This is a genomic window from Shewanella sp. QJM3NY_23 (genome assembly GCF_056173105.1).
In genome coordinates, this window is sequence record NZ_CM149657.1 from 1,121,109 (window position 1) to 1,145,673 (window position 24,565).

Consider the following 24,565-nt stretch of genomic DNA (forward strand, 5'->3'; position numbering starts at 1 on the left):
AGTGATAGCTCAGTGCTGAGACTTTAACCTAACAGGCTAAAGATTTATTTATGGCCACTAGGTTTGGAACCTGATATTTGCAACGTGAATATGGTTGAGCATAAAGGGTTAGATTAATTTTTGTTTAGTTTTATCCGTTTATGAGTGATATAGCTGCTTTATCATCAATATCTAAACAAACAGGCTTGCTTTTAAATGGTAACGGCGTTACATATGAAGTAGGGCAATGAATGGATATCTACTGGTTTTTGACCCATGATTAATTGAGGTCAAATTGAAAAAAAACGCATCAGCGACTTGTTTTTCAGCTAGCTGCCCCAAGTTCATTATTGAAGTCATTTTTAAAAGGAAAACCTATGAAAATAAATCTTTCAGGTCACCACGTTGATATTACCGATTCGATCAAAGAACATGTGAATCAAAAGTTTTCCAAAATCGCGACACATTTTCCGACGCTAATTTCACTCGATGTCATTATTTCCAAAGAACATGGCGAGTATCAAGCCGAACTTAGAACAAATTACGAAGGTAGCCGAATCTCAGCTTCAGGTAGTGGTGAAGTGATGTATCCGGCTATAGCGACTGCGGCCAAGAAACTTGATGCAGCGCTCAAGCATAGAAAAGGGCTACTCAAGGCCGATCTGCATGAAAAACCAGTCAGCACCACGCCAGAAATCGCCCATGAAATCATCCAAGAGATGAAACTGGTATAAGCTTTATTGATAACGAAAACCACCTTAACGGGTGGTTTTTTGTTGCTAGCCCACACTAAATATCCCCAGTTACATTCATTAACCGATTAGATTTTCCATGCTCGAAAGCAAAGTGAAACCACTATGCTTTTCTGCATAGTATGGACTCCGAGCACGTCATAACTTATCTATGATATCGTCAACGCGCTAAGATAGTGGCCTATTTTAGTGGTTCACGGCAAACTCTATTGCACAAGTTTGGTAATGGCTTAGGCAGAGATGCTTAGCTAATAAAATATTCTCAGACTTAATGACATCGTTGAGTAAGTACCCTCTCGCGTGAAGCACTTTTATTTTAAATTGAAATAGGGTCAAAAGCGTATGTTGGAGAGACTGAATAAAGTGGGTTCTTAGCTAATACAACGGGGTTAAAACGTCTTTCAAAGCACTAGAGAGTGGGTATATCAAATTGTAGCAACGAGATGAGCTAAATGATTAATAAATGGAGGTGGGTGTGCTCAGTGCTGGGGCTTACACTGAGCACGTGAGTGTTATTTGGCTAGCCACTCAGTAATGGCTTGGTTAAACTTTTCTGGGGCTTCAGTCATGATCCAATGGCGCGTATCGAAGGCGATAACTTCGTTACCTTCAGTGGCAGCCATTTTTTTCGCCCAAGGTTCAGAGTGGAACATACCTGGTTTGTTTTTACCGTATAAAAACAGCAGCGGGCATTTAATCTCTAAGGGTAAATGGCCTAAAGGTTTACCCGTTAAGGTGCGGCTCCACTTCCAGTAATATGAGTAGGTCATCGAAGCGCTGATCAGTTGTTGATCGCCCGGTGCATGGAGCCATGTGGCCATTTTACGCGTCATGGAATCACCCAAGCCGCCACCGATTTTCCAAGCGGTCGCTAACCACATCTGGTAAGCAAACATAAAGGCTTTCACCTTAGCGCTCAGTTGGTGATCTGCAGAACCTGCATCGCCAATGTCTACGCCAATGATCTTTTCTACTTTTTCTTGATGGCGCATATAAAACTGGTAGCCAAAAAAGCATCCCCAATCATGGAGCATGAGCACCACTTTTTGATTGGGACTGACGGCTGTGATAACCGCATCAATAAGGTCAACAATCTGCTCTAAAGTATATAAGGTGCGTGATTGGCTGTTTTCATAGCCAGGTAGACTGAATCTAACACAGCGATAGTTCGATTGCAGCACTTCTACTTGGGGATCCCAGAGCCGATAGGTGTCAGGCCAACCGTGAAGCATGACGATGGTCTGTTCTCCTTGGCCTTGTACATGAACTTGGGTCCCGTTTACATCAATTATTTCAACCATTGCGACTCCAGGTATATCGTGAAATGATTAGAGTATATACTCTATTTTTACAATAAGACCTATTCAATAAACTGTCTAGCAAATGTTAATGCGTGAGATCAAAGTTTTTGATTTTTTGTTGTTCAATCGTAAGGGAGCGTATTGGTAAGCAGTTGGATATGTAGTGGTATAAAAGTGCAGCTAAAACGCTTGATAACGTCTAGATTAGCGGTAAACGACCATAGCGGTGATAGGCAGTATTGTCAGCCCTAAACTCTTTGCTGTAACCATTAAACAGCAAAAGATCCTAGTGATTAGCATACCTACTGAACTAAATGTCGCACCTATGCGTATTCTCACCATGAATAAAGTTAATCCAAAAAAATTACTGCATAGTAAATGGACTAAAGTGGCCCCCATTAACCGTGAAAAGCACTTTACCATTGCGGAAGTCGAGTTTGATGAACAGCGCAATATCACCCTGTGCATTATCGAGGCGGTGATAAGTCATAAGCAATACCCCATAAATTGGCGTGAATTAAAAGACAAAGCGGTGTGGCGACTCGGTTGGTGTTGACTAGGCGTGCCAGTTAACCGCTTTTTTCGATAAGGATAATCTCTATTTTGGCACAAGAATTGTGCGCAATTAATTTGTGTGCTTTTTATTTTGCTGTTATAAATAGCTTAATCAATTGCGCACAACTTAGTTGTCGTAGATGTTGAAGCGGCAGTTATTTGGCCGTAAGCCAATGGGTTGTGCATTGATAATAATTTTATTCAAGGAGAACACGATGAAAACCTTATATCAAACCAGTGCCACAGCGAGTGCAGGACGAAATGGCCATGTCGCCACCGATGATGGAAAACTAGCACTCATGCTTAGCTATCCAAAAGAGATGGGCGGCAGTGGCGAAGCCACAAACCCAGAGCAACTGTTTGCCGCAGGTTATAGTGCCTGTTTCTCAAATGCCATATTACACGTTGCCCGCGAAGCTAAAATCGATTTAACGCAAGCGCCGGTGACGGCTAATGTTGGGATTGGTGCGCGTGCAGAGGGCGGATTTGCCTTAAGCGTAGCGTTGAGCGTAATGCTAGATTTACCACAAGAACAAGCGGTTAAATTAGTCGCCACGGCTCATCAGGTTTGCCCATACTCGAATGCGATACGTAACAATATCGATGTGAGTTTGCAAGTTAATGGTCAGCAGTTGTAATGCCTTGGCTATTTCTATTATTGATGGAGAATCATGTTGAATAATATGGCCCCTATATTTGTCACCATCGGCAGGGTACTACTTGCACTCTATTTCTTGTTACCTGGGGTGATGAAATTCATCAGCTGGGATATGCATGTAGCGCTGATGCAAAAGCACAATATGGTGATGATACCTGTGTTATTAGCCGCGGCGGGGGTGTTCCAAATTACTGCGGCATTAGCGTTAATCTTAAATCGTTACACCGGATTGGTTTCACTGTTATTGGCTGGTTTGGTTATCGTGATTAACTTTAGTTTGCATGACTTTTGGAATTTCAGCGGGGTAGAAGGTGCGCACGAGATGCAAAACTTCGTTAAAAACCTTGGGATCTTGGCTGGCTTGTTGGTGTTAGCAGGGGGTTCAAATCAAACTGCCGACTCACAAAGAGTAAACGCTTAAGCTTGCGAATATGGTGCGCGATAATATCGCCAAAGCGTAGCGTATCAGCCATTGCGTTTGGGTTGACATGATGAAGCCTGAATAAGGTTAATCGTGTCGCCCCTTGTTTTATATATTGCTTATTTTGTTGGCTTTATTGTAAAAGTAACACCTTAATTAGGCTTATTGGCTAAGCTGCCATTATCGGTCACTTTTTATCTCATCGCCCTTTCATCATCTGCACAGCATTAGTGAATGTAAAACCTAGATTGTATTTAGCTTAAAGTGAAGTAGTTTTTATTAATATTCAAAGATTTATTTACTTTTCTATTGATTGTTTTGTGTGTCACCTCTCATTTGTAGATTTCCTTTTTATCAATAAATACTTTTAAAACAAAAGGTTAGTCATACTGCGGCAATGTGTCGCATTATCTGGCGAAAAGTTGCTGTTTACACTAACGTCATCGATAACCTACTGAGATATCAACGTGACGAATTCGGCTTTATTTGGGGCGCCATTCGCTCTTTTCCTTTGTTCTACTTCTGTTGTCATGGCGGCTAACGTCGATGAAACTATTGTCATTGTAGGCAGTCGTAGCGCTGCGGCGATTTCAGAGATAGGTGGTAGCGTGACACGTATCGATGAACAGACGATGAAAAAGCATATGGCGAACAATCTACAAGATGCGATACAGGCCGAACCCGGCGTTTATATGGCTGGGATAGGTAAATTTGGCCTGGGTAGCTTTAATATCCGAGGCATGCAAGATGATCGCGTTAAAATCATGATAGACGGAGTCGAGCAGCCGCTTTTTTTTAAAGCGGGTAGTGGTTCGCCGCACACCAGTGTGATTAATCAGTATGCCAATAATATTGAACTCGATACCTTAACTGCCATCGAGATCAATAAAAATGCCGCATCCAGTTTATACGGCAGTGACGCTATTGGTGGGGCGGTGATGCTACGCACTAAAAACCCTGATGATCTGCTACAGGGAAATGAGCGGCGGATACAGTGGCGGATACAGTGGCGAAAACCACGGCATAAAAACCACATGGGAGTCTGCTTACGATGCAAGCGGCTGGCAAGGGATGGCAATTTATACGCTACGTGATAGCCAAGAAACCCTCACCCATAAGGATGGGATCGATGTCGTGGGTGTAACAAGAGGGCGGGCCGATCCTGCCGATTACTTAAGCCACAATCTATTGTTAAAAGGCATTGCACAGCTAGATGAGCAGCAACTAAGTTTAACCGTTGAAATGTTCAAGCTTGATGGCGAGAGCGAACTACTGTCGATGGAAGGTTATCGAGTCGAAGGTCGCCGCGGTGCGCCAGATACCGTATACAGTCAAAATAGCCTAGACAGCCAGCAACAACGATTACGGTTAACCGCCAGTCATGAGTGGCAAGCCGATATGGCTTGGTTTGATAGCAGTCAGTTGCAGCTTAGCTGGCAGCAAGCGCACACGGATAACGATAACTACCGCACTAAAAATACCGATTGCTTGCAAGGGTGCGTACTGGTGCGTAACCGAAAAGACAATAATCTGCAATTGCACAGTCAGTTTGATAAGTTCTTGAGCTATTCGACAATGACTCAGCAATTGAGCTATGGATTATCGGTTGTGCGCAGTGAGTTTAATACCTTCTATGAAGATATTGAGCTGCAAAGTGGGTTACACAGTGACAGCACCACGCTAATGCCCAATGCGACATCTTTACGTACAGGCCTCTTTTTTAAACAGCGCCTGAATATCGACAGCCTGCCTTTGCACTGGGATTTCGGCGTACGGTTTGATGATCACCAAGCTGAGCCCGATGGCGATTTAGCGTCCCATCATAGTAATGCCGTGACCTTCAATACTGGTGTGGTATATCGGGTTAATTATGCTTTGTCGACCTATGCCACAGTAAATAGTGGTTATCGAGCCCCATCTTTATACGATCTCTATTATCAGCTCGAACTTCCTCACGTTATTTTAGACGCCAATCCCAATTTAGATGCGGAATACAGTGTGAATTATGAACTCGGATTGCGTTACTTCTCGTCAAGGCTCAGTGCCGAGTTAGCCTTATTTAACAATGATTTTCGTGACTTTATCGATACAGTTGTCGATGACAGTGCGTACCCTTCCCATCAGCAATATCAAAATGTTGGCCGCGCTAAAATACAAGGCATTGAACTGAAAGCCGAGTTAGCCTTAGAGCCACTTTTACCGGGCAGCTATCTGAGTATGGGGCTGGCCTGGGCCGATGGCGAAAACCTCAGTACCCAACGGCCGCTCGACAGTGTGGCTCCCTTTAATGCCAGCATGACCTTAGGGTTCGACAGTGATTCGAGCGAGTGGGGCGCATTGCTCTTTGCTAAATATGCCGACCATAAAGCTGCTGACGATTGGAGTTTGCCAGACAATTTAACAGCACCAGCGTATTTGACCCTCGATTTACAGGGATATTGGCAAGTCTCAACACAATGTCGGCTGCAGTTGGGGCTCAATAATCTGACGGATGAACAATATTGGTTATTTGGAAACGTTGCAGGGCTTAAAGCCGATGCGCAACTCAATATTGATCGTTACAGCCAACCGGGTCGCCACATTAACGCCACCGTTAACTATCGTTTTTAAGGCGTTAAGATGAAAAGATGTGCAAACCGTTTCGGCTTAACCCTAGTGCAGTGGTTGGTTGTGGTGTTGTTTTTAGTCACGTTAATGTCGGGTTGGTTGCTGCCCGAACGCAGTGAACTGTGGATTAAGAGTCTATTTTGGGGATTTTTCTGGCCACTCCTTACGGTGTCGAGCCTGCTGTTGTTCGGCTCAATGTTTTGCAGTATTTGTCCGCTAGGTACGCTCGGGCGCACTCTGAGTAAGCGCTATGGCCAGCGGCGACTACCGCGTTGGTTGCAACATGGTGCCATTAGCTTAACCGTGTTGGTCGGTGGTTACTGGCTGGTGGATGCGGCAACTGTGGGGTTTACTCGCTTGCCGCTTATCGCCACCTTACTCGCGTTTAGTAGCCTGCTCCTTATGTGTATTGGTCAGTCTCTCTATTATCGTCATGCGCCCTTTTGCCGCAGCATCTGCCCTTTTACCATAATAAATCAGTGTTTTAGCCATTTAAGTCGCTTAGGCTTAACGGCGAATGCACAGGCATGCCAAGGATGTAGTACGGCGCAATGTAGCCGAGTATGCCCTAAACAGTTAACGGTGCATAAGGCCTATATTGAGCCCATTAGCGACTGCCACCTATGTTTGCAGTGTTATAGTCAGTGCCAGCAGCTCACATTGGCATGGTTACCTAGGCACAAAGCAAAGCCACAACCGAGTTTACAACCACAGAATAAGAGCAGCAGAGGGGGATTTTATGTGCTGGCTTACCTCATATTAGCGGCGTTAGTTGTGGTGCAAAGTCAGCTGAAACATCGCTGGGATAACAGTGTCTTGCATGCTGATTTGCCCTGGAATCGCTTTGCTGAGTGGCTTAACCAGTTATTGACGTTACCCGCTTGGTTTCAAAGCGCCTCTTTAGTCATTATGTTGTTCGCTATCGCGCTCACCCTGTGCTGGATGGCGGCAATGGCCGCCTTTGCCAGTAGGGTTAATCGTCAGGCTCCGATTCAATTTATGCCGGCTATGGTGGCGGTGAATACCCCGATGATTTTATGTTTACTGCTTTCCCATGGATTGCTGTCATTTATGGTGCGTGGAGCGCCGCAATTATGGCGTGGTTTTGGTCAGTTGACGGGCTTGATGTTACCCGAGTGGAGTTGGAATATTGCTCGAGGTGCACCAGCATTAAGTTTGCTTGGGCTCATTTTGTGGGCAGGCATCGCTTGGACAAGCCTATTGGCTTGGCGCTGGGCACGGCAATGGTCACTGCCTTTTTGGCAACGCACAGTGCTGTTTCTTTGTGCTAATGGCTTAGTCTGGTTGTTTCTGGGGTTGCGACTAGGTGGCATGCTAGTGGCGGTTCAAGCTGAGAGTTGCCACTGATGGGAGTGCAATTAAAAAATAACGAATATGGGGAGTGCTAGATGACGATTAATATTAAGGTGCAAAAGGTTAGGGAAGGGCTAGTTAAGCATCTAAGCTATCGCTGCGATCATAGACATAGTTTCTTGGTATTCGACCACACAATTACGACCCTGCAGCTTAGCTTGATACATGGCGATATCAGCTCGTTTCATCATGGGGTCAAGACTTAAATCAGTGTCGATATTCGTTGTCACACCAAAGCTGGCGGTTATCACTAAATCACTATAATGAGGTTTAGTATTAATGGCTTCTATCGCTGCACGGCATTGCTCTGCCATATTTAACGCAACATCAGCATCATCATCAGGAAGAAATAGCGCAAACTCTTCTCCACCCATACGCACAAACAGATCGCGGCTCTTCAGCAATGGGCGGACAACTTGGGCCACATGCTTTAAGGCCCAGTCTCCGGTTCCATGACCAAGAGTGTCATTGATGGCTTTAAAGTTATCGAGATCAAACATCACCACGCTAAACTTTCCCTGACGGGCTACCACATCGATAAATAAGTTTTCAGCGAGATCTTGTCCAGTTCCTCGATTAAATATACCGGTTAGCTGGTCGAGTTCTGAGACACGTTTGTATTTTCGTTTTTGTAAAAACATGGTAGCGCCGAAAATAATAAAAAACACCGAACACCCCAGTGCAACTAAGAGTGCCATGCTTTCTTTATAGCGTTGTAGTTCGATCACTTTTTGCTGTGCTGTGTACAAGGCTCTATCTTGATTTAGCATTTTGATTTCACGTGTTTTTTCTACATTATCAAATTTGGCTAATTGATAGGCGTAAGCCTTAGCTTTGGTTTCATTATGTAAATTTTCACTGATCTCTTGGTAGCGATTCAAATAATCATACGCTAACTCAAACTCACCACTTTGTTGCGATAATGCAGCCAACACTTTGTAAGCATCTTTTTGATATTGCAGATTTATGCCATTGTTAGGCGTTGCAATCACAAGATCAGCATAATATTGAGCCTGCTGTGATTGGCCTAAATGGTGATGGGCGACGGCCAGCAATGAATGAATGTGATTAATTTCTACCTGATATTGAAAAGGTTTATAAGCTTGCAGTGCCTGCTCTAAAAAGCGAATACTTGGCTCAATATTACCCCGCTTAAGCTCTACATCACCTAAGCCCTTGATTGACATAGCTTCAATCATAATAAAGTTATTATCACGACAGTAATTCATGCTGTCATTGAACTGCACATAAGCACTATCAAGCTGATCTTTTTTCAACTTAGCCACCGCTATATATAACAAGCCGTAACAGTGGTTTTTGGGATCTTGACGGTTATTAAGACGTAACGCCTGATTCGCATAGGTTTCTATCTCTTCCCACGCCTCCATTTCAAGGAACAATGCTGCAAGCCGTAAATAAGAACTGACTTTTAACTGTACATCATTTAATGACTCAATACGGCTAAGGTTGGTCTCCATAACTTCAAGGGCTTGTGAAAAAGCGTTTAAACCAATAAATGCGGTCGCCTTGTACAGATAAATCGACGTCAGCATAGTGTCGGAGGGAAATAACGCCTCCGCTTGATTTAGCATCGACAGCGCGCGGTGATAATCGGATTGATAAATATGGTATACACTATTCAATACCCAGAAACGGGCTTGTTGCTGCGGTGAAAGCTCAGTTAATTGGGGCTCAATCTGCAGCTGTATTTTTTCAAAATCGGCGGGCCTTGACGCAACGGCAGTTTCAAGTGCATCAAGTGAGGTATCAATATTTTGTATATCGTTGGCGACCACGGCCTGTGATAAGACCATGGTTAGCACAACAAGAAATACACTATGGCATTTCAATTTATTTTTTATCTTTAGGTACATACACTATTTGATATACAACGCTCTGTTTACTCGGTCCAATCAGCTTGTCAATTCTTGCTTTATCGCCAGACAGAATGGCCTCTATCGCTTCATCATCTAAGCCATTGGCTTTCATCACCCCTTCAGGGTCGCGCTGATAAGCCTCTAGCAACGCAGCGTCAGATCCTAATTTTTCAAAAAACTCATTGATTTTTGCCATCTATTTACTCTCCATTTTTATTATTTAATTCAACATATTCCGTTAGGTTTTTTCATATCACCCTAAGTCTGCGGCAGTAATACCCAATTTAGCCAATACCGCATGATTCACGCTTAACGCTTTCGCGGGGGGGATCAACAAGGTCGTTATAGGGCTTAATGCTGCACTGGGTAAGTCTTGCAATCTCAAATAGTCTTTACGGGCTGTTTGTATGGGTAAGTTAGGGGCTTCGTATAACACCACTTCATGCTCAAGTGGGTACCACTGACTCAACTGCTCAACCAACACTTGTAGCCTATCGGCGCTGGTATGAAATTGGGTCATGGTATGTTCACCAGCAATACCTATTTGCCAAAGCAGCAGATACGCCGTTGGATCGGGAGTATGGCAATAAAACATAAATTGACTCGCCTCAAAGCTCTGATGACCTGAATCACCTGGGTCAATGCCCATATCAGCCCATAAACACGCCTCTGCCGAAATTCCCGGCTCCATCTTGGCATAAAACCCTTGTTGCCGCGCACTGGCAATAGCCATATGTGATACGCAAGCAAACACTCCTGGGTGGCCATAGAGCGCACACACCACCTTTTTATTGGCGCGCACTTCATCAATAATTGCATTAACCATTTGCTGATAACTGTCACGACGATTTTTGACTTCATCGCCTTGGGCGTAAAAACGTTGCAACGAACGTACATCATCATTAAGGGACTCAAGCCAAGATTGTGCAAAATGATCTGGCACTAACGAAAACACCACATCTGCCTGTTCAATACGACTTTGACTCATCACGCTAATCTGTCCGGCTAGATTAAGCCCTGTTCCAACACACACTAAACTGCCCACACTTGTATTAGACTTCATTACCCTATCAATCCCATTATGACGCTAATCACTTACTTTCAGATTCAGTGACGATACCGAATATGTCTCTTTGTCGTTGGCCCAAGGCTTAACTAACGCTAACAAATTACCAGATCAACATTTACGACTTAACTTACCACAATTATTAACATTGCAAATACTTGTTAATGACCTAGTTGAGTAAAAGCGTAAACATACAATCCGCTTTATCCAAACTCAGGGCATCGCCATCACCAACAAACTTTATGCTTCTCTAATCCGTTTGTATTCACCGGTATCGGTTATCGGTTATCTGTAATAGTTAGACTATCAAGGTGTTAATCCTCTGGTTAGTCACATCCATGCTAAGTTTGAGATGAAATAATAACGTAATGGCTCATTGCTCTAGGATCACCTATCTCTATAACCCGAGTTAAGGTTGCTGAAGTGGATTATTCAACAGAGATAAGAAACTTATTGGTTTAATCCATGTCAGACTGAGCATTCGACTCAAGCTATATACGATAGTCTATTTTAGCTCAACAGCCTGTTTTAACTGCATGCGTCTCATCTGATTAAATAACGATAGCGCTTGTCAGCATGGTAATAGCTTGGGTATTATGGCTAGCAGATTTTTAGGGAAGTAGCGCATTTCAATGACAATAAAAAAACACAGCATTACTCTATTCGGCGTTGCCGCATTATCACTTTCACTCAGTGCATGCAGTGTTTTTGACTGGCTGATTTACAAACCTGATGTGCCTCAAGGCAACTATATGGAAACTCAGCAAGTTGAAAAACTCCGTATCGAGATGACCAAAGAACAAGTGGAGTACATTTTAGGACGTCCAGTACTGCGCGATAGTTTCGCAGACGATACTTGGTACTATGTTTACCATTATAAAAGTGGTCGTGACGCCAGCATCATACACAAAGAGTTAGTGCTGCATTTTGAGCAAGATAAACTGACTCAAGTGGTTGGTGATTATGAATTATCACCGGAGTTTGCTACGCCACTGGATCAAAGTTCTTTACCTGAAATAAAATCTTTGGTCAGTGAACAAGGTGACTTGGTACCGCTAAACCCGGAACAACGTCCAGACACTAAGCCATTGGTTGAAGAGAAAAAAACACAAGAGCTGAATAAACAGCAAGAATTTGAATAGCGCAGTTAAGCTCATTTAACTAAGTTCATTTAGCAATGAGTGGCGCTTACTTCAATATAAAAGGTTCTTAACGCACAAGCATAAGAACCTTTTTTATTGCCATCAACTTAACGAATTTGGCTAGCTTACCCGACCACCAGTAATTTTATTGGCGCGCCCCTCATCTTTGGCTTTCTCAGCGCGCTTACGGCGCACATCTTTAGGGTCGGCAATTAACGGACGATAAATTTCTACCCGCTGCCCAGGCTCTAGTACCTCATCATGCTTAACCGCACGGCTAAAAATACCTAGCTTTATGTTTTCAAGATCGATCTCAGGAAAAAAGCGGCATATATCACTCTGTTTAACCGCTTCAATACAGGTAGTGCCAGGCGCCACCGTTACCGTAATACGCTTCTGTTGTGTCGGCAGTGCATAGATCACTTCAACCGCAAAATTCTCTTGTTCTATCATCGCGACTCAACTCCCTTCAGTAAACTAAGATTGATAAACGACTTTGGCTCGGCTCGTAAAAGCCGTGACCATAGATGACATAAGCTCTTTAAACACCTTGCCAAATGCCATATCAACCATGGGATTAGAAAACTCAAAATTGAGCTCAAAATCGACCTTACAGGCATCTTCGGTTAATGGCGTAAATACCCAGCAGCCGTTTAAATGTTTAAATGGACCATTTTCTAACGCTAATTCAATACGCTCACCGGGGATAACCTGATTTCGAGTGGTAAAGGTTTTACTGATCCCCGCCTTGGAAACATCGACCGAGGCGACCATGGTCTGACCGTCAAATTCAAGGACTTTGCCACCAACGCAGCCAGGTAGAAACTCTTTGTAAGACTCAACATCATTTACTAGCTCATACATCTGCATCGCACTAAAACGCACTAATACACTGCGGGAAATCTTGGCCATATGCTTGCTTTACCTAACACCATCGGGCTGACAAATAAAAATCTGACCGCAATTTTAACACGACCAGCCTTAAGGATCACCTATGCTACACCGCCCAAAGGAGAACAAAAATCCATCACCAAATTCACTAAACCCAACAAAAAACAGAAATAATGTGTTCAGCCAATTCCAAATTAAATTGCCGCGCGTATAATAGCGGTCTATGGCTAAGAAAAACGCAAAAAACTCAAAAAACCCATCAGCGACGATTGCACGCAATAAGCGCGCGACTTTCGATTATAAATTTGAAGAAAAATTTGAAGCTGGTTTGTCCTTAATGGGCTGGGAAGTAAAGTCGATTCGAGTCGGTAAAGTAAACCTGTCCGAGAGCTATGTGTTCTTGCGTAATGGTGAGGCTTATCTGTTCGGTTGTACCATTACCCCACTTAATACAGCATCAACCCATGTCGTATGCGATCCGATGCGCGACAGAAAGCTGTTGCTTAATCGTAAAGAGCTGGACAAACTTCAGGGGTTGGTCGACCGTCAAGGTTATTCCATTGTGCCTATCTCTATGTATTGGCGCAAAGGCGCCTGGGTAAAAATTGAGATTGGCCTAGGTAAAGGCAAGAAAGAACACGATAAGCGCGATGATACTAAAGAGCGCGAGTGGAAGATTGAAAAATCTCGTACGATGAAAAAAGCCGTTCAACAGTAATCCTAGATAATCTACTGTTTAATAGATAATCTACTGTTTAAATAGGTAAAACGTACAGATAAACAACAATCGATTGTAAGCGCTGGATTAATCCTTGGTAATAGAGGCATTCACGGTTACAATCAAATTGTACTGGGGGCGATTCTGGATTCGACAAGATTCACGAAACCCTAGGAGCATGCCGAGGGGCGGTTGGCCTCGTAAAAAGCCGCACAGTTATAGTTGCAAACGACGATAACTACGCTCTAGCAGCTTAGGCTAGCTAGCCATCTTGCTCACGTTTCTCAAATGGGCAGAGTAATAAGATGGTCACCTTTACATTTGATAGCGAGGGAACCACGTTCAGGGGTGAACCGCGAAACAGTACTGAACTCGCCAATTGCAATCCTGTCTTTCGGAGTGTACTTGGTTAACCAAAAGAGAGACTAAGCATGTAGCGCCGAGGATGTAGGCTTTTTGGACGCGGGTTCGAGCCCCGCCGCCTCCACCAACAAAACCAAGGTTAGCAATAACCTTCAAAAGGCCGCTAAACCCCTACCAGACGGGTTTAGCGGCTTTTTTGTATCTGGTTAAAACCGATTATTCTCTGATGATGAATTTAGCCTGTTAAGTTGAAGTGGCGACAGCGAGAAAAAGTGGCGACACGTTTACAGCTGGTTTAGCGTCTATTTTTCATTTCATTTTTATTTCTGCCTAACTAACTGTTTTAAATCATTTCGATCATTCCCCATAATTACTACGTCGCGCATGAAAACATCACGTAAACGAGACAAAACCCAGCAACTATGCGGCTTTGATGATTTCGCACGCTTTCACAGCGCCTGTATGGAACTGTAAAACACTGAAAAATTTTCAGATCTTCGATCGCATAAAAGCCCTAGGTGTGGCGCTGGCTACGCCTATGAACTGCAATAATCTAAAACTGAAAAAAATTAAGGTATAAAGCCCGCAGGAGGGTGAGGAAGAGTGCGGATTTCGTGGCGCAGGTTCGAGCCCCAGATCATTACAAATACAAGGTTAGCAATAACCTTCAAAGGTTGCTAAACACTGAGAAGAGCGGCTTAGCGGCTTTTTATGCCTGGACTCGGCACTTTGAACAGAAAAACTGAATACTAGATTTGGCTATTGAACTGTATATAGCTTTTTCAGGTAGTGTTCATAATTCTGTGTCATTTCAGTAAACTGTACAAAAACAGGAATGACACATGACTCAACCTTTTAACTTTGAACAAGCCCTTAAAGATCTTCAAGCCGGTAAAAGCCTCACAGGCAAAGACAGTATTCTTGGCCCATTGATTAAACAACTTACCGAAGCTGCCTTGCAAGCCGAACTTGAGCAGCATTTGGCCCAGGATGAACAGCCTAATCGCAAGAATGGTAAGATGGCTAAAACGATTAAGCATCCCTCTGGCAGCTTTGAGTTAGACACACCTCGCGATAGAAATGGCTCTTTTGAGCCTCAGTTGATTAAAAAGAATCAAACCACGCTCACCGATGAAATCGATCGCAAAGTGCTGTCGATGTTCAGCATGGGGATGAGCTACCGTGACATCAATCAGCACGTCGAAGAAATGTACGGCATTAATGTCTCTAACGCGACCATTAACGCTATCACAGACAAACTCATTCCTGAACTTAAGGCTTGGCAACAGCGCCCACTAGACAGCCATTATCCGATTGTCTGGCTCGATGCGATACATTACAAAGTCAAAGAGGACGGGCGTTATATCAGCAAGGCGGTGTACACCCTACTAGCCCTTAATATGCAAGGTAAAAAAGAAATACTCGGCCTGCATTTATCTGAAAATGAAGGGGCTAATTACTGGTTATCTGTGCTGACCGATCTTAATAATCGCGGTGTAAAAGATATCCTTATCGCCTGTGTTGATGGTCTGACAGGGTTTCCTGAAGCCATCGCCAGTATCTTCCCCAACACAGAGACGCAGCTGTGCGTTATTCATCAAATACGCAACTCAATGAAGTATGTCGCCTCGAAAAATCAGAAAGCGTTCATGGCCGATTTAAAGTGTGTTTATCGCGCTGTGAGCAAGGAAGCGGCGGAGTTAGCGTTAGATGAGCTGGAGGTTAAATGGGGGGATGCTTACCCATTAGTTATCAAATCATGGCGCCGAAAGTGGCAAAATTTATCGCACTACTTTAAGTATCCAGAGCACATCAGAAAAGTGATTTACACCACCAATGCGGTGGAAGCAGTTCATCGTCAATTTAGGAAATTAACCAAAACTAAAGGCGCTTTTCCTAATGAAAATAGCTTGTTGAAGCTACTTTATACTGGCATATTGAACGCATCGAATAAATGGACAATGCCCATTCACAATTGGAGCCTTTGTTTATCTCAATTAGCGATTTATTTTGAAGGACGTTTAGACAGCGTGCTAGAGATTTAAACTTAGCCTGACACAGAATTTTGAACGGCCTCCTTTTTCATGTGACTATGATTCTATCTACAAATCACCATGCTAATTTATTTGTCGAGTTTGGCAATTTTTTCAATGATTTTTACTAACTTTCTGTTTAAAAGCTAAGTTGTTAATGGTTAAGGTTTACAACCACTTTAAATCTGCAGTTAATTTACCTCTATATTCACTCTTTGATGTTTGCTCTTTGCTGATGTTCTTTCTGCTTGTGAGGCTCTCAGCTTAAAGTCAGAGTCTGCTCTATGTGTATTTTCCTCATATCATCTGGAGGTGCTTGTATCTGGTTAATTTAACAATGGCTTACTCATTAACAAAATATGTATCAAAGTCGTTTTTTTATAAAAAAATTGCCGGTTAACCAATGTTTTTTGTGATGTTGATCGACAAACGTTGCCGTTATGTTGCGCAGCTCTCGTTGAACGGTATTTTACCTTTACGTAAACGTAATTTTGAAACAGTTGTTTGATTTTGGGTTGAAGGTGTTTTCTATTATAAGTTTGATTTTAAAGTCTTTTTAAGGATTACCCATAAGGTTAATCAAAACATACTTAATCGTCTGTAGCTTTGATTGAAGTTTGTTACCGTGTATTTTTATTGTTACGGAGGGTAATTTAATTACGTTATTAATTTCATTGATGGCTGGTTGGTCAAATTGTCGGACAACTTAAGTTAGCATTAAGTGATATTTAATATTTTATGTCAAAAATACAATTTTTTCAGTTGTTTATATTGTTCTGTTTGTTTGGTAATACCAATTTTAAGGTGGTAAAAGCAGCTCTTGTTGTTAATTTTATGTTTGAGTTAACTGTTGCAAATACAACATTTTGTTAGTAGGTTTTGTTCAAAAGGTACATGTGAAACCTCTTCACTAATGATTATCGCGTCACTATTACTATTAGTCGCGTCGCTGTGGTTTAGTTGATGAGTTGTTAATAGTGTTACGCCGTACCTTCGAAACAAACTGCCGCCAATATCGAGTCTCAGCAGGCAGAACTAAATGAACTAGAGCTTACTAAATATAAATACATTAAGACGCTATGCACTCGGGAGATATCAGGATGACTGAACCAGTATTAAATAAAGACCACACGGACACATCCATTCGCATTACGGGTGAAAGTGTTGAAGGACAAGAGATTGTACTCAATGAAGGTGCGCTAAGTTTACTCGAGGTGTTATGTCATGAGTTTGCCGATGAAGTGCCTACGTTGTTGGCTGCTCGCAAAGCTAAGCAAGCGCTGATCGATGGTGGCAGTTTGCCTGACTTTTTACCAGAAACGCGCGCCATCAGAGATGGTGACTGGCAAATTCGTGGTATTCCAGACGATTTAACTGACCGCCGGGTTGAGATCACTGGGCCGGTTGATCGCAAAATGATTATCAATGCCCTGAATGCTAACGTTAAAGTGTTTATGGCCGATTTTGAGGATTCACTGGCACCCAGTTGGTCTAAGGTGATTGAAGGTCAAATTAATTTACGTGATGCGGTGCGCGGTGAGATTGAGTTTACCGCTCCGGAAACGGGTAAGCATTATGCCTTAAAAGACGATCCTGCTGTGTTGGTGTGCCGGGTACGTGGTCTTCACCTTATTGAAAAACATGTTGAGTTTAACGGTAAGCCTATTCCTGGTTCGCTATTCGATTTTTGTCTCTATTTTTACCATAACTACCATCAACTATTGGCAAAAGGCAGTGGCCCTTATTTTTACATTCCTAAGCTTGAAAGCCATGTTGAAGCGCGCTGGTGGGCCAAGGTATTTGCCTTTGTTGAAGAGCGTTTTTGTTTAACACCGGGCACCATCAAATGTACCTGTTTGATTGAAACTCTCCCTGCTGTGTTTGAAATGGAGGAGATCCTTTATGAGCTGCGCTCAAATATTGTAGCGCTTAACTGTGGTCGTTGGGATTATATCTTTAGCTATATTAAAACCCTTAAAAATTATCCTGATCGTGTATTACCTGACAGACAAGCCGTCACCATGGATAAGCCATTTTTGAGTGCTTATTCTCGACTCTTGATTAAAACATGTCATAAGCGTGGTGCATTAGCCATGGGCGGAATGGCAGCATTTATTCCTGCTAAAGATCCAGCGCAAAATGAAGCGGTATTGACCAAAGTTCGTGGCGATAAAGAGCTTGAAGCGCGCAACGGTCACGACGGTACTTGGGTAGCGCATCCTGGCCTTGCCGATACGGCTATGAGTATTTTTAACGAATATATTGGTGAAGATCATGTCAACCAATTGCATATCACTCGCGATGTGGATGCCCCGATTTTAGCCCGAGATCTGCTATTACCCTGTGACGGTGAGCGAACCGAAGCCGGTATGCGCCTCAATATCCGCATTGCCCTGCAATATATCGAAGCTTGGATCAACGGTAACGGTTGTGTGCCGATTTACGGCTTGATGGAAGATGCGGCGACCGCTGAGATCTCTCGAACCTCTATTTGGCAGTGGATCCAACATAAGCAGAAATTGTCAAACGGTAAGCTGGTGACTAAGGATTTATTTAAAGAGATGCTCGTTGAGGAGCTAGCCAACGTCAAGCTTGAAGTCGGGCCAGATAGGTTTACCCGAGGTAGTTACACCCAAGCGGCAGTGCTGCTAGAGCAGATCACCACTTCTGATGAACTGGTCGACTTCCTAACACTACCAGGTTATGAAATTTTAACGCAGACTGACTAGTTTTGCAGATCTAACTTATTAATTTAATTTGAATAAATGGGGTAAATGGGTTACCCCGAAATCGCAATATTTAGCGCCTTTATAACTAAGCAGTATTGATTGGCACTGAATCCTAACATACAGATGGAGATGATTATGACTAAGGCAACTACACAGATTTCACGTCAAGAACAGATTGATGCGATAAAAAAGGACTGGGCTGAAAATCCTCGCTGGGAAGGCGTTCGTCGTCCTTACACGGCGGAAGAAGTAGTCGCCTTACGCGGATCGATTGTGCCAGAAAATACCCTTGCAACTCGTGGTGCAGCCAAGCTATGGGAATTGGTTAACGGCGGCGCGAAAAAAGGTTATGTTAACTCGTTAGGCGCTTTAACGGGCGGTCAGGCTGTGCAACAAGCTAAAGCCGGTATCGAAGCCATTTACCTTTCAGGTTGGCAGGTCGCGGCCGATGCCAACCTTGCGGGCACCATGTATCCAGATCAGTCGTTATACCCAGCGAACTCAGTGCCAGCGGTGGTACAACGTATCAATAACTCGTTCCGTCGTGCTGACCAAATCCAGTGGAGCAACGAAGTTAACCCTGAAGATGAAGGTTATACCGATTACTTCCTACCGATTGTTGCCGATGCTGAAGCCGGTTTCGGTGGTGTTTTGAATGCTTACGAGCTGATGAAAAATATGATTGACGCGGGTGCGGCCGGCGTTCACTTTGAAGATCAGCTTGCGTCAGTAAAGAAATGCGGCCACATGGGCGGTAAAGTATTAGTTCCAACTCAAGAAGCGGTACAGAAGCTGGTTTCTGCACGTCTAGCGGCCGATGTGAGTGGCGTTGAAACGCTTGTTATTGCACGTACCGATGCTAATGCTGCTGATCTGCTGACCTCTGATTGCGACCCATACGATGCTGATTTTGTCACCGGTGAGCGTACATCTGAAGGCTTCTACCGCGTGAATGCAGGTATCGAGCAAGCGATTTCACGTGGTCTGGCTTACGCACCTTATGCCGATCTTATCTGGTGTGAAACCGCTAAGCCCGATCTAGAAGAAGCACGTCGTTTTGCTGAAGCAATCCATGCGCAATACCCAGATCAGTTGCTTGCTTATAACTGCTCACCTTCATTTAACTGGAAGAAAAACTTGGATGACGCCACTATCGCACGCTTCCAGCAAGCGTTGTCAGATATGGGCTATAAGTACCAGTTCATCACCTTAGCCGGTATTCATAACATGTGGTACAACATGTTCGATCTTGCATATGACTACGCTCGTGGCGAAGGCATGAAGCACTATGTTGAAAAAGTACAAGAAGTGGAATTTGCCGCGGCGAAGAAAGGTTATACCTTCGTGGCGCATCAGCAAGAAGTGGGTACTGGTTATTTCGATAAAGTGACTAATGTTATCCAAGGCGGTCAATCTTCAGTGACTGCACTGACAGGCTCTACCGAAGAAGATCAGTTCTAAGGGTTACCTTTTCGACTTGCTGTAGTTTACAGCGGTTGTTCCTCGCACTGTGTCCTACGTGCAGTGCGAGGTTTTTATTATCATACAATTTGGATAGATAATTTAGCGTGTTTTGGCGGCCTACCTTGAGTCGCCTTTTTTATTGCCTCAATTTCTCCTTAAAATCCTCTGACCGCGTTTACTTTTTACTCATACTGGTTTTGGAACAATAATCTGTCGGCTGAGTCAGCACTGCATACAGGTTTTAACATGGGGAGGCGACATTAATGATGCCTTCACTCGCTAGCGGCTAAGTTGTGAAGCCTGTGGTTACACATCCACCCAATGTCGCCAAGTAAAACGGTAAAACTGTGATGTAATGCAAAAGTATAAAGTCATGCTTACATGTGTCTGTTATGTTAATATTTTTTGGGTCTATACTTATGACTACTTAGCGTTGGTTGTGACGCTGTGACCATATTTCATTTCTTCTAGAGTCGAGTAACCATTGAAGGCTGTTAATCCAGGTAAAGGCACCGATTATTGGGCCAAACGCATCAGTGAACAAGAGATGCCAGCGCTGTCATCTATGGTCAAATCGTTAGAGACACTGGCCAAAGATGATACCTCCTCCTTGGCCATTTTAGGTCGTAGTGTGATGCATGATAATGCGCTAACCTCGCGCATATTAAGGGTCGCGAACAGTGCGATATACAATAAGGGCATCTCCCATGTCACTACGATCAGCCGCGCAGCTGTGGTATTAGGTTTCGATACTATACGTAATATCTGTATCACCGCTAAACTCCTTAGTAGCCTATTAGATAACAAGGGCTTATCTGAGCCTGTATACCAACGTCTGTTGAGCTTAATGGCGCGCGCTTTTCAGGCGGCAATGTTGGCAAAAATGATGCTTATTGAGCACGATGAAGAGTTACAAGAAGAGGTGTTTGTTGCTGCATTGCTCTATCATCTTGGCGAAAGTGCCTTTTGGAGTATGGGCGGTGAGATCACCGAGCGGCTCGACGCCGACTTAACTCTCGCCGAGCCTGCATTGCAAAGCGGCCTAGTACGCGAGCATTTAGGCACCTCTTTTAACCAATTGTCGATAGGTATAGCAAGAAGTTGGGGCTTAGGTGATGTATTGGTAAAGTCTTTATCTCAACCCGATGACCGTATGCCAGAGATCAGGGCTATTTTTTTAGCTAATAAGATCAGTGAGCAGATGCAAGCTAATCCTATCGACATGATCATGCTTAATAAGCGGATAAAGCAGGCGGCGGATATGTTAGCTATCGATATAGATGAATTTAAAAATCGTATGCTTAGCTGTAGTGAGGCCACCCAAAAGTTAGCCGAAAGTTATGGCGCTCAAGTGTTAGTGGATTATTTACCTAGTACTAAAGGGTTGGCATTGCCGATGGATCAGGCTGCTGCAATGAACTCGTTACGTCAACCGAATGTCGCCGTACAAATGAATAAGCTCCGCCAATTAACCGACTGCGCCATGAGCCGAGCTAACTTTAATGAGGTCATTGGCATTACCTTGGAGGGGATGTTAATGGGTATAGGGCTTGACCGATGTAGTGTCATGTTGTTGTCGCCAAATCGCAAACGCTTGCAACCGCGCATTGTGTTGGGTGATAACGCCGAGTCGATGAAGCATGATTTGCTTATTGAGCTGCTGCCGCGTAAAAGTGTCTTTTCTGACTGTATTGATAGTAAATTGTCGCTGTTTATCGATAATCCTTACGCGGATAAGTGGCGTTTGCATATTACGAGCGAACTGATTAAGCATACCTCGGCTACGGGGTTTATGTTGGCTCCAGTGATCATCGACAATAAAGTGATTGGTATTTTGTATGCGGATCGCCACAGCTCGGATAGGCCAATTATTCAAGATGACTTTGAGCGTTTTACCCACTTTGCGCAACTTACCAATGTGTGTTTGTCTATGTCATTAGGTCATTAACGTTATTAAGACTGAGCCCCGGCTAATGCCAGTTGACGGGATCGAGCTTAAAAAAGTGGCTCATCTGCTGATATAGTGCTGGATGTTGTTGATAAAATTGCTCTGGCTGCTCAAAAAATGTTTCAGTGACGACAGCAAAAAACTCCGCCGGGTTGGTCGCACCGTAATAGTTAAACAGTGAGGGTAGCCGATGTTCAGCTTGATATTGTAAGGTTGCATATTCTTTACGCATCACCTCAGACCACGTGGCGTAATCTCGGGGTGAGGCTAAAATAGGCGCGCCGTTGGAGTGACCATCCTCTTGGTCTAGCTGGTGGGCAAATTCATGGATAACCACATTATGGCCATTATTAGGCTGAGCGGCATCGTCTTTCGCGGTATTCCATGACAGAACCACCTTGCCAAATTCCCATGACTCTCCCGACAATACGTTTTGCCTATCCCATACTACGCCGTCGGTATTACGCTGTGAGTTGTTGACGATAAAGAGGTTAGGGTAGACCAATATCTGTTTCAATTTGGGATAGTAGTCTGTATTTCTGTTGAGCAAGAGCAGGCACGCTTGTGCCGCAATAGTGACCCTGATCTCGTCATCAATAACGATACCTTGGCAGCCAATAAATTGTTTTTCGGCAATAAAAATTTTGATGTGTTGTTTAAGTTGTAACTGTAAGTCACTCGGTAAAGCGCGAAAATAGGGCATACGTCGTTTAATTATGGTGCGCCAATGGCTAGGAAAAGGTTGAGCCTTAATTTTGTGTCGTTTAAACCTGATATATGCTGGCTTGAGCAAAATATAGCTAATGGCTGCGCCGCTAAGCAAGGCTATGAGAAAAATCGCCAGCATTTCAATCTCCTTCATTCGATATGATTAATATTTGGGCGCGCTATCGGTTTTCAAGGGCGATGTGGATTGTCTCTGGTTGTGTGCAATAAGCTGCCTTGAGTATCCGTGCCCATATCAAAGGCATTACAAGTGCTTGTCACTACAACCTTGTCATTGAACTGTCGTCCGTAAAATTGGACGTCTTGCCTGGTTTGAATTGTGGTTTGGGTAAGCCTTGTTTAATAAGGGTTAGCGGTAGGCTTGCTTATATGGGATGGCAATCAACACAATAAAATGGCTGAAACAAAAAAAGCTGGCAGCGTGGATGAACTATTTGGGAAAGTTCGCTGCCAGAAAAGGTCGGAAGAAACGGAGTGCTTACTGTCTTTGTAAAGTCTATTGTGTCGTATTCAAACGCGAGTTTTGAGTCTCAGCTACAGTTGTTTAACTGACATTTTAAGTTAATCGACACTCATTGATTGCTCTTTTTGTCGACGTTCGATGTTACTAAGTGAGTAATGATGTTCAATCAAAAAGCGGATCAACTTTGATTTAGCCATATCACAACCATTGGCTAATTCAGCCAGATGGGCGATAGCGGACTCGCTCAAGGTAAAGGTCGCCTTTCGGTAGGGCGCGACGTTTTTATTACGCTGCGCCACAGTCGCACTAGAGGATAACGTCAGTGGCTGATGTACGCCGTTAAAGCCAGTTTCAAGTGCAATGACTTGTGCCATGGTGCGGGTTTGCTCGGGGCGTCCACTGGCGTAATGGTTAGCATCATCAATAAAGTCATTGATTAATGCATCTAACGAAACCTGTTTAGCCTGTCGCTGACTATCGTTTTGTTCACACCGCGTAGAGTTTTTCTTGAGATCGGCCAGTCCCATAGTTACCTCTTAACTTATCCATCTGTTTTTCGGCGAGACGATTGCGTATTTCTGTGGCATTCGCAGCTTGTAACATTTCACAGGCAATACGGCGGATCTCGTCGGCGGCTTTACCTTTAGGTTCCGTCTCCATTACCGATAACCCAGACTCTTCACTGTCATCATAAATATTACGGCTGTAAGTGATCGCATCGAGTACATTGATATCGTAAGTTTTGCAGACCTCTTTGGCTTCGATAATGCGATTAGCTTGATTAGGAAGGCTAGGGCATTGAGTGATAACAAAGGAAGCGCGCATGTTAGGGTTAATCATCATACAGGTGGCGACGATATCATCCATATGGCTTACGGTTTTTAGGTCGCGGCGTTTAGGTCTGAGCGGCATCAATACATGGGAGGCCACAGACATACTCGCTCGAAGGGCTAAGTTATCTTGTCCGCCACAATCAACAATAACGTAATCATAATGTTGTTCGAGGCTAAGTAAGTCGTTGCGAATTTTGCCGTACAGTTGTACACAGTTAATACTGGCTAAATCGCTATTGTTATTACGCGCTTGGATCCAGTCAGATGTGGTGCGCTGGGGATCGCAGTCAACCATGATAACCGAGGCGCTGCATTCTACTGTTAGAAATACTGCTACGTTTTGGGCCAGACAACTCTTGCCACTGCCACCTTTTTCACCGCCAACTAAAATGATCATCTCGTTCCTCTCGACTGCTAATGATTGCCGATGTTATTGATTTATTCAGACCGCAAGCTCCTGTGTTTAACACTTGTGGAACCGATCTTGTTAGTTAATTTAGGGGGTTAAGTGTTATCAGTCAACAGTATGAATTTTGACACTTTTTTTGATAATGACACCCGCCATTATATTGACCTAAATGAGTAAATGGCAAAAAGTTGGCACTGATGGTTGATGTGATGAAATATTTAATTATATGTTTATTAACAATTGGTTATGTTTTTTA

General features: G+C 43.6%; 22 protein-coding genes and 1 other RNA gene. 14 read left to right on the forward strand and 9 right to left on the reverse strand.

The annotated features are described in order from the left end of the window. Positions 1 to 356 precede the first annotated feature (356 nt). Complete coding sequence (gene hpf / locus AC0VXX_RS05105) at positions 357 to 713, forward strand: ribosome hibernation-promoting factor, HPF/YfiA family (protein ID WP_475516199.1); 357 nt, start codon at positions 357 to 359, stop codon at positions 711 to 713. A 530-nt stretch (positions 714 to 1,243) separates the two neighbouring features. Here the strand turns inward: hpf and AC0VXX_RS05110 are convergent. Beyond that, the gene (locus AC0VXX_RS05110) at positions 1,244 to 2,032 is read right to left on the reverse strand and encodes an alpha/beta fold hydrolase (protein WP_475516200.1); all 789 of its coding nucleotides are present in this window, start codon (positions 2,030 to 2,032) and stop codon (positions 1,244 to 1,246) included. A 340-nt stretch (positions 2,033 to 2,372) separates the two neighbouring features. On the opposite strand from AC0VXX_RS05110, the gene AC0VXX_RS05115 reads away from it, so the two are divergent. From AC0VXX_RS05115 to AC0VXX_RS05140, 6 genes are all read left to right on the forward strand, one after another. After that, complete coding sequence (locus tag AC0VXX_RS05115) at positions 2,373 to 2,588, forward strand: TIGR02450 family Trp-rich protein (RefSeq protein WP_475516940.1); 216 nt, start codon at positions 2,373 to 2,375, stop codon at positions 2,586 to 2,588. A gap of 214 nt (positions 2,589 to 2,802) precedes the next feature. Then, positions 2,803 to 3,225 carry an organic hydroperoxide reductase Ohr gene (gene ohr, locus AC0VXX_RS05120; RefSeq protein ID WP_475516201.1) on the forward strand — a complete coding sequence of 141 codons (423 nt, stop codon included), beginning with the start codon at positions 2,803 to 2,805 and terminating at the stop codon, positions 3,223 to 3,225. A 33-nt stretch (positions 3,226 to 3,258) separates the two neighbouring features. Then, positions 3,259 to 3,666, forward strand: a complete 408-nt coding sequence (locus tag AC0VXX_RS05125; RefSeq protein ID WP_475516202.1) for a DoxX family protein — start codon at positions 3,259 to 3,261, stop codon at positions 3,664 to 3,666. 467 nt (positions 3,667 to 4,133) lie between these two features. Next, on the forward strand, positions 4,134 to 4,760 hold the full coding sequence (locus AC0VXX_RS05130) for a TonB-dependent receptor plug domain-containing protein (protein WP_475516203.1): 627 nt from the start codon (positions 4,134 to 4,136) through the stop codon (positions 4,758 to 4,760). After that, a complete protein-coding gene (locus tag AC0VXX_RS05135) occupies positions 4,738 to 6,276 on the forward strand; it encodes a TonB-dependent receptor domain-containing protein (RefSeq protein ID WP_475516204.1) in 1,539 nt (512 codons plus the stop codon). The genes AC0VXX_RS05130 and AC0VXX_RS05135 overlap by 23 nt, the downstream gene beginning before the upstream one ends. A 9-nt stretch (positions 6,277 to 6,285) precedes the next feature. Then, positions 6,286 to 7,641, forward strand: coding sequence for a 4Fe-4S binding protein (locus AC0VXX_RS05140; protein ID WP_475516205.1), 1,356 nt, complete (start codon positions 6,286 to 6,288; stop codon positions 7,639 to 7,641). Positions 7,642 to 7,733: 92 nt separating this feature from the next. On the opposite strand, the gene AC0VXX_RS05145 is transcribed toward AC0VXX_RS05140, so the two are convergent. Genes AC0VXX_RS05145 through AC0VXX_RS05155 form a run of 3 tightly spaced genes read right to left on the reverse strand, consistent with a single transcriptional unit; the run spans position 7,734 to position 10,569 of the window. Beyond that, the gene (locus tag AC0VXX_RS05145; protein WP_475516206.1) at positions 7,734 to 9,461 is read right to left on the reverse strand and encodes a diguanylate cyclase; all 1,728 of its coding nucleotides are present in this window, start codon (positions 9,459 to 9,461) and stop codon (positions 7,734 to 7,736) included. A 37-nt stretch (positions 9,462 to 9,498) separates the two neighbouring features. Further along, positions 9,499 to 9,720, reverse strand: a complete 222-nt coding sequence (locus AC0VXX_RS05150) for an RNA-binding protein (RefSeq protein ID WP_475516207.1) — start codon at positions 9,718 to 9,720, stop codon at positions 9,499 to 9,501. A gap of 57 nt (positions 9,721 to 9,777) precedes the next feature. Next, positions 9,778 to 10,569: an SAM-dependent methyltransferase gene (locus tag AC0VXX_RS05155; protein ID WP_475516941.1), complete on the reverse strand. Its 792-nt coding sequence runs from the start codon at positions 10,567 to 10,569 to the stop codon at positions 9,778 to 9,780. Positions 10,570 to 11,222: 653 nt separating this feature from the next. Here AC0VXX_RS05155 and AC0VXX_RS05160 point away from each other — a divergent pair. Next, positions 11,223 to 11,732 carry an outer membrane protein assembly factor BamE gene (locus tag AC0VXX_RS05160; RefSeq protein WP_475516208.1) on the forward strand — a complete coding sequence of 170 codons (510 nt, stop codon included), beginning with the start codon at positions 11,223 to 11,225 and terminating at the stop codon, positions 11,730 to 11,732. Positions 11,733 to 11,852: 120 nt separating this feature from the next. Here the strand turns inward: AC0VXX_RS05160 and AC0VXX_RS05165 are convergent, their stop codons facing one another. Next, positions 11,853 to 12,185 carry an RnfH family protein gene (locus AC0VXX_RS05165; protein WP_475516209.1) on the reverse strand — a complete coding sequence of 111 codons (333 nt, stop codon included), beginning with the start codon at positions 12,183 to 12,185 and terminating at the stop codon, positions 11,853 to 11,855. Between the two features lie 24 nt (positions 12,186 to 12,209). Continuing rightward, positions 12,210 to 12,644 carry a type II toxin-antitoxin system RatA family toxin gene (locus tag AC0VXX_RS05170; RefSeq protein WP_475516210.1) on the reverse strand — a complete coding sequence of 145 codons (435 nt, stop codon included), beginning with the start codon at positions 12,642 to 12,644 and terminating at the stop codon, positions 12,210 to 12,212. Between the two features lie 202 nt (positions 12,645 to 12,846). Between AC0VXX_RS05170 and smpB the strand changes: the two genes are divergently transcribed. The 6 genes from smpB (at position 12,847) to AC0VXX_RS05200 (ending at position 21,878) form a co-directional block, all read left to right on the forward strand. Beyond that, positions 12,847 to 13,341, forward strand: coding sequence for an SsrA-binding protein SmpB (gene smpB / locus AC0VXX_RS05175; protein ID WP_475516211.1), 495 nt, complete (start codon positions 12,847 to 12,849; stop codon positions 13,339 to 13,341). Positions 13,342 to 13,475: 134 nt separating this feature from the next. Further along, positions 13,476 to 13,831: a transfer-messenger RNA gene (gene ssrA, locus AC0VXX_RS05180) on the forward strand. 715 nt (positions 13,832 to 14,546) lie between these two features. Beyond that, on the forward strand, positions 14,547 to 15,749 hold the full coding sequence (locus tag AC0VXX_RS05185) for an IS256 family transposase (protein ID WP_475514612.1): 1,203 nt from the start codon (positions 14,547 to 14,549) through the stop codon (positions 15,747 to 15,749). 1,088 nt (positions 15,750 to 16,837) lie between these two features. Further along, on the forward strand, positions 16,838 to 18,466 hold the full coding sequence (aceB, locus tag AC0VXX_RS05190; protein ID WP_475516212.1) for a malate synthase A: 1,629 nt from the start codon (positions 16,838 to 16,840) through the stop codon (positions 18,464 to 18,466). 135 nt (positions 18,467 to 18,601) lie between these two features. Continuing rightward, positions 18,602 to 19,927: an isocitrate lyase gene (gene aceA, locus AC0VXX_RS05195; protein WP_475516213.1), complete on the forward strand. Its 1,326-nt coding sequence runs from the start codon at positions 18,602 to 18,604 to the stop codon at positions 19,925 to 19,927. A gap of 487 nt (positions 19,928 to 20,414) precedes the next feature. Beyond that, on the forward strand, positions 20,415 to 21,878 hold the full coding sequence (locus AC0VXX_RS05200) for an HDOD domain-containing protein (protein WP_475516214.1): 1,464 nt from the start codon (positions 20,415 to 20,417) through the stop codon (positions 21,876 to 21,878). 22 nt (positions 21,879 to 21,900) lie between these two features. On the opposite strand, the gene AC0VXX_RS05205 is transcribed toward AC0VXX_RS05200, so the two are convergent. The 3 genes from AC0VXX_RS05205 to AC0VXX_RS05215 all read right to left on the reverse strand — a co-directional run bounded on the left by AC0VXX_RS05205 (position 21,901) and on the right by AC0VXX_RS05215 (position 24,297). Further along, a complete protein-coding gene (locus tag AC0VXX_RS05205) occupies positions 21,901 to 22,725 on the reverse strand; it encodes a M90 family metallopeptidase (RefSeq protein ID WP_475516215.1) in 825 nt (274 codons plus the stop codon). 440 nt (positions 22,726 to 23,165) lie between these two features. Next, on the reverse strand, positions 23,166 to 23,594 hold the full coding sequence (locus AC0VXX_RS05210) for a CopG family transcriptional regulator (RefSeq protein WP_475516216.1): 429 nt from the start codon (positions 23,592 to 23,594) through the stop codon (positions 23,166 to 23,168). Beyond that, complete coding sequence (locus AC0VXX_RS05215) at positions 23,554 to 24,297, reverse strand: AAA family ATPase (protein ID WP_475516217.1); 744 nt, start codon at positions 24,295 to 24,297, stop codon at positions 23,554 to 23,556. Before AC0VXX_RS05215 ends, AC0VXX_RS05210 begins: the two co-directional genes overlap by 41 nt. Positions 24,298 to 24,565: the final 268 nt, after the last annotated feature.

Excerpts from the sequence above, each read along its gene's own strand:
- hpf (WP_475516199.1), top strand. The coding sequence starts at position 357 with ATGAAAATAAATCTTTCAGGTCACCACGTTGATATTACCGATTCGATC.
- AC0VXX_RS05110 (WP_475516200.1), bottom strand. The coding sequence starts at position 2,032 with ATGGTTGAAATAATTGATGTAAACGGGACCCAAGTTCATGTACAAGGC.
- AC0VXX_RS05115 (WP_475516940.1), top strand. The coding sequence starts at position 2,373 with ATGAATAAAGTTAATCCAAAAAAATTACTGCATAGTAAATGGACTAAA.
- ohr (WP_475516201.1), top strand. The coding sequence starts at position 2,803 with ATGAAAACCTTATATCAAACCAGTGCCACAGCGAGTGCAGGACGAAAT.
- AC0VXX_RS05125 (WP_475516202.1), top strand. The coding sequence starts at position 3,259 with ATGTTGAATAATATGGCCCCTATATTTGTCACCATCGGCAGGGTACTA.
- AC0VXX_RS05135 (WP_475516204.1), top strand. The coding sequence starts at position 4,738 with ATGGCAATTTATACGCTACGTGATAGCCAAGAAACCCTCACCCATAAG.
- AC0VXX_RS05140 (WP_475516205.1), top strand. The coding sequence starts at position 6,286 with ATGAAAAGATGTGCAAACCGTTTCGGCTTAACCCTAGTGCAGTGGTTG.
- AC0VXX_RS05145 (WP_475516206.1), bottom strand. The coding sequence starts at position 9,461 with ATGGTCTTATCACAGGCCGTGGTCGCCAACGATATACAAAATATTGAT.
- AC0VXX_RS05150 (WP_475516207.1), bottom strand. The coding sequence starts at position 9,720 with ATGGCAAAAATCAATGAGTTTTTTGAAAAATTAGGATCTGACGCTGCG.
- AC0VXX_RS05160 (WP_475516208.1), top strand. The coding sequence starts at position 11,223 with ATGACAATAAAAAAACACAGCATTACTCTATTCGGCGTTGCCGCATTA.
- AC0VXX_RS05165 (WP_475516209.1), bottom strand. The coding sequence starts at position 12,185 with ATGATAGAACAAGAGAATTTTGCGGTTGAAGTGATCTATGCACTGCCG.
- AC0VXX_RS05170 (WP_475516210.1), bottom strand. The coding sequence starts at position 12,644 with ATGGCCAAGATTTCCCGCAGTGTATTAGTGCGTTTTAGTGCGATGCAG.
- smpB (WP_475516211.1), top strand. The coding sequence starts at position 12,847 with ATGGCTAAGAAAAACGCAAAAAACTCAAAAAACCCATCAGCGACGATT.
- AC0VXX_RS05185 (WP_475514612.1), top strand. The coding sequence starts at position 14,547 with ATGACTCAACCTTTTAACTTTGAACAAGCCCTTAAAGATCTTCAAGCC.
- aceB (WP_475516212.1), top strand. The coding sequence starts at position 16,838 with ATGACTGAACCAGTATTAAATAAAGACCACACGGACACATCCATTCGC.
- aceA (WP_475516213.1), top strand. The coding sequence starts at position 18,602 with ATGACTAAGGCAACTACACAGATTTCACGTCAAGAACAGATTGATGCG.
- AC0VXX_RS05205 (WP_475516215.1), bottom strand. The coding sequence starts at position 22,725 with ATGCTGGCGATTTTTCTCATAGCCTTGCTTAGCGGCGCAGCCATTAGC.
- AC0VXX_RS05210 (WP_475516216.1), bottom strand. The coding sequence starts at position 23,594 with ATGGGACTGGCCGATCTCAAGAAAAACTCTACGCGGTGTGAACAAAAC.
- AC0VXX_RS05215 (WP_475516217.1), bottom strand. The coding sequence starts at position 24,297 with ATGATCATTTTAGTTGGCGGTGAAAAAGGTGGCAGTGGCAAGAGTTGT.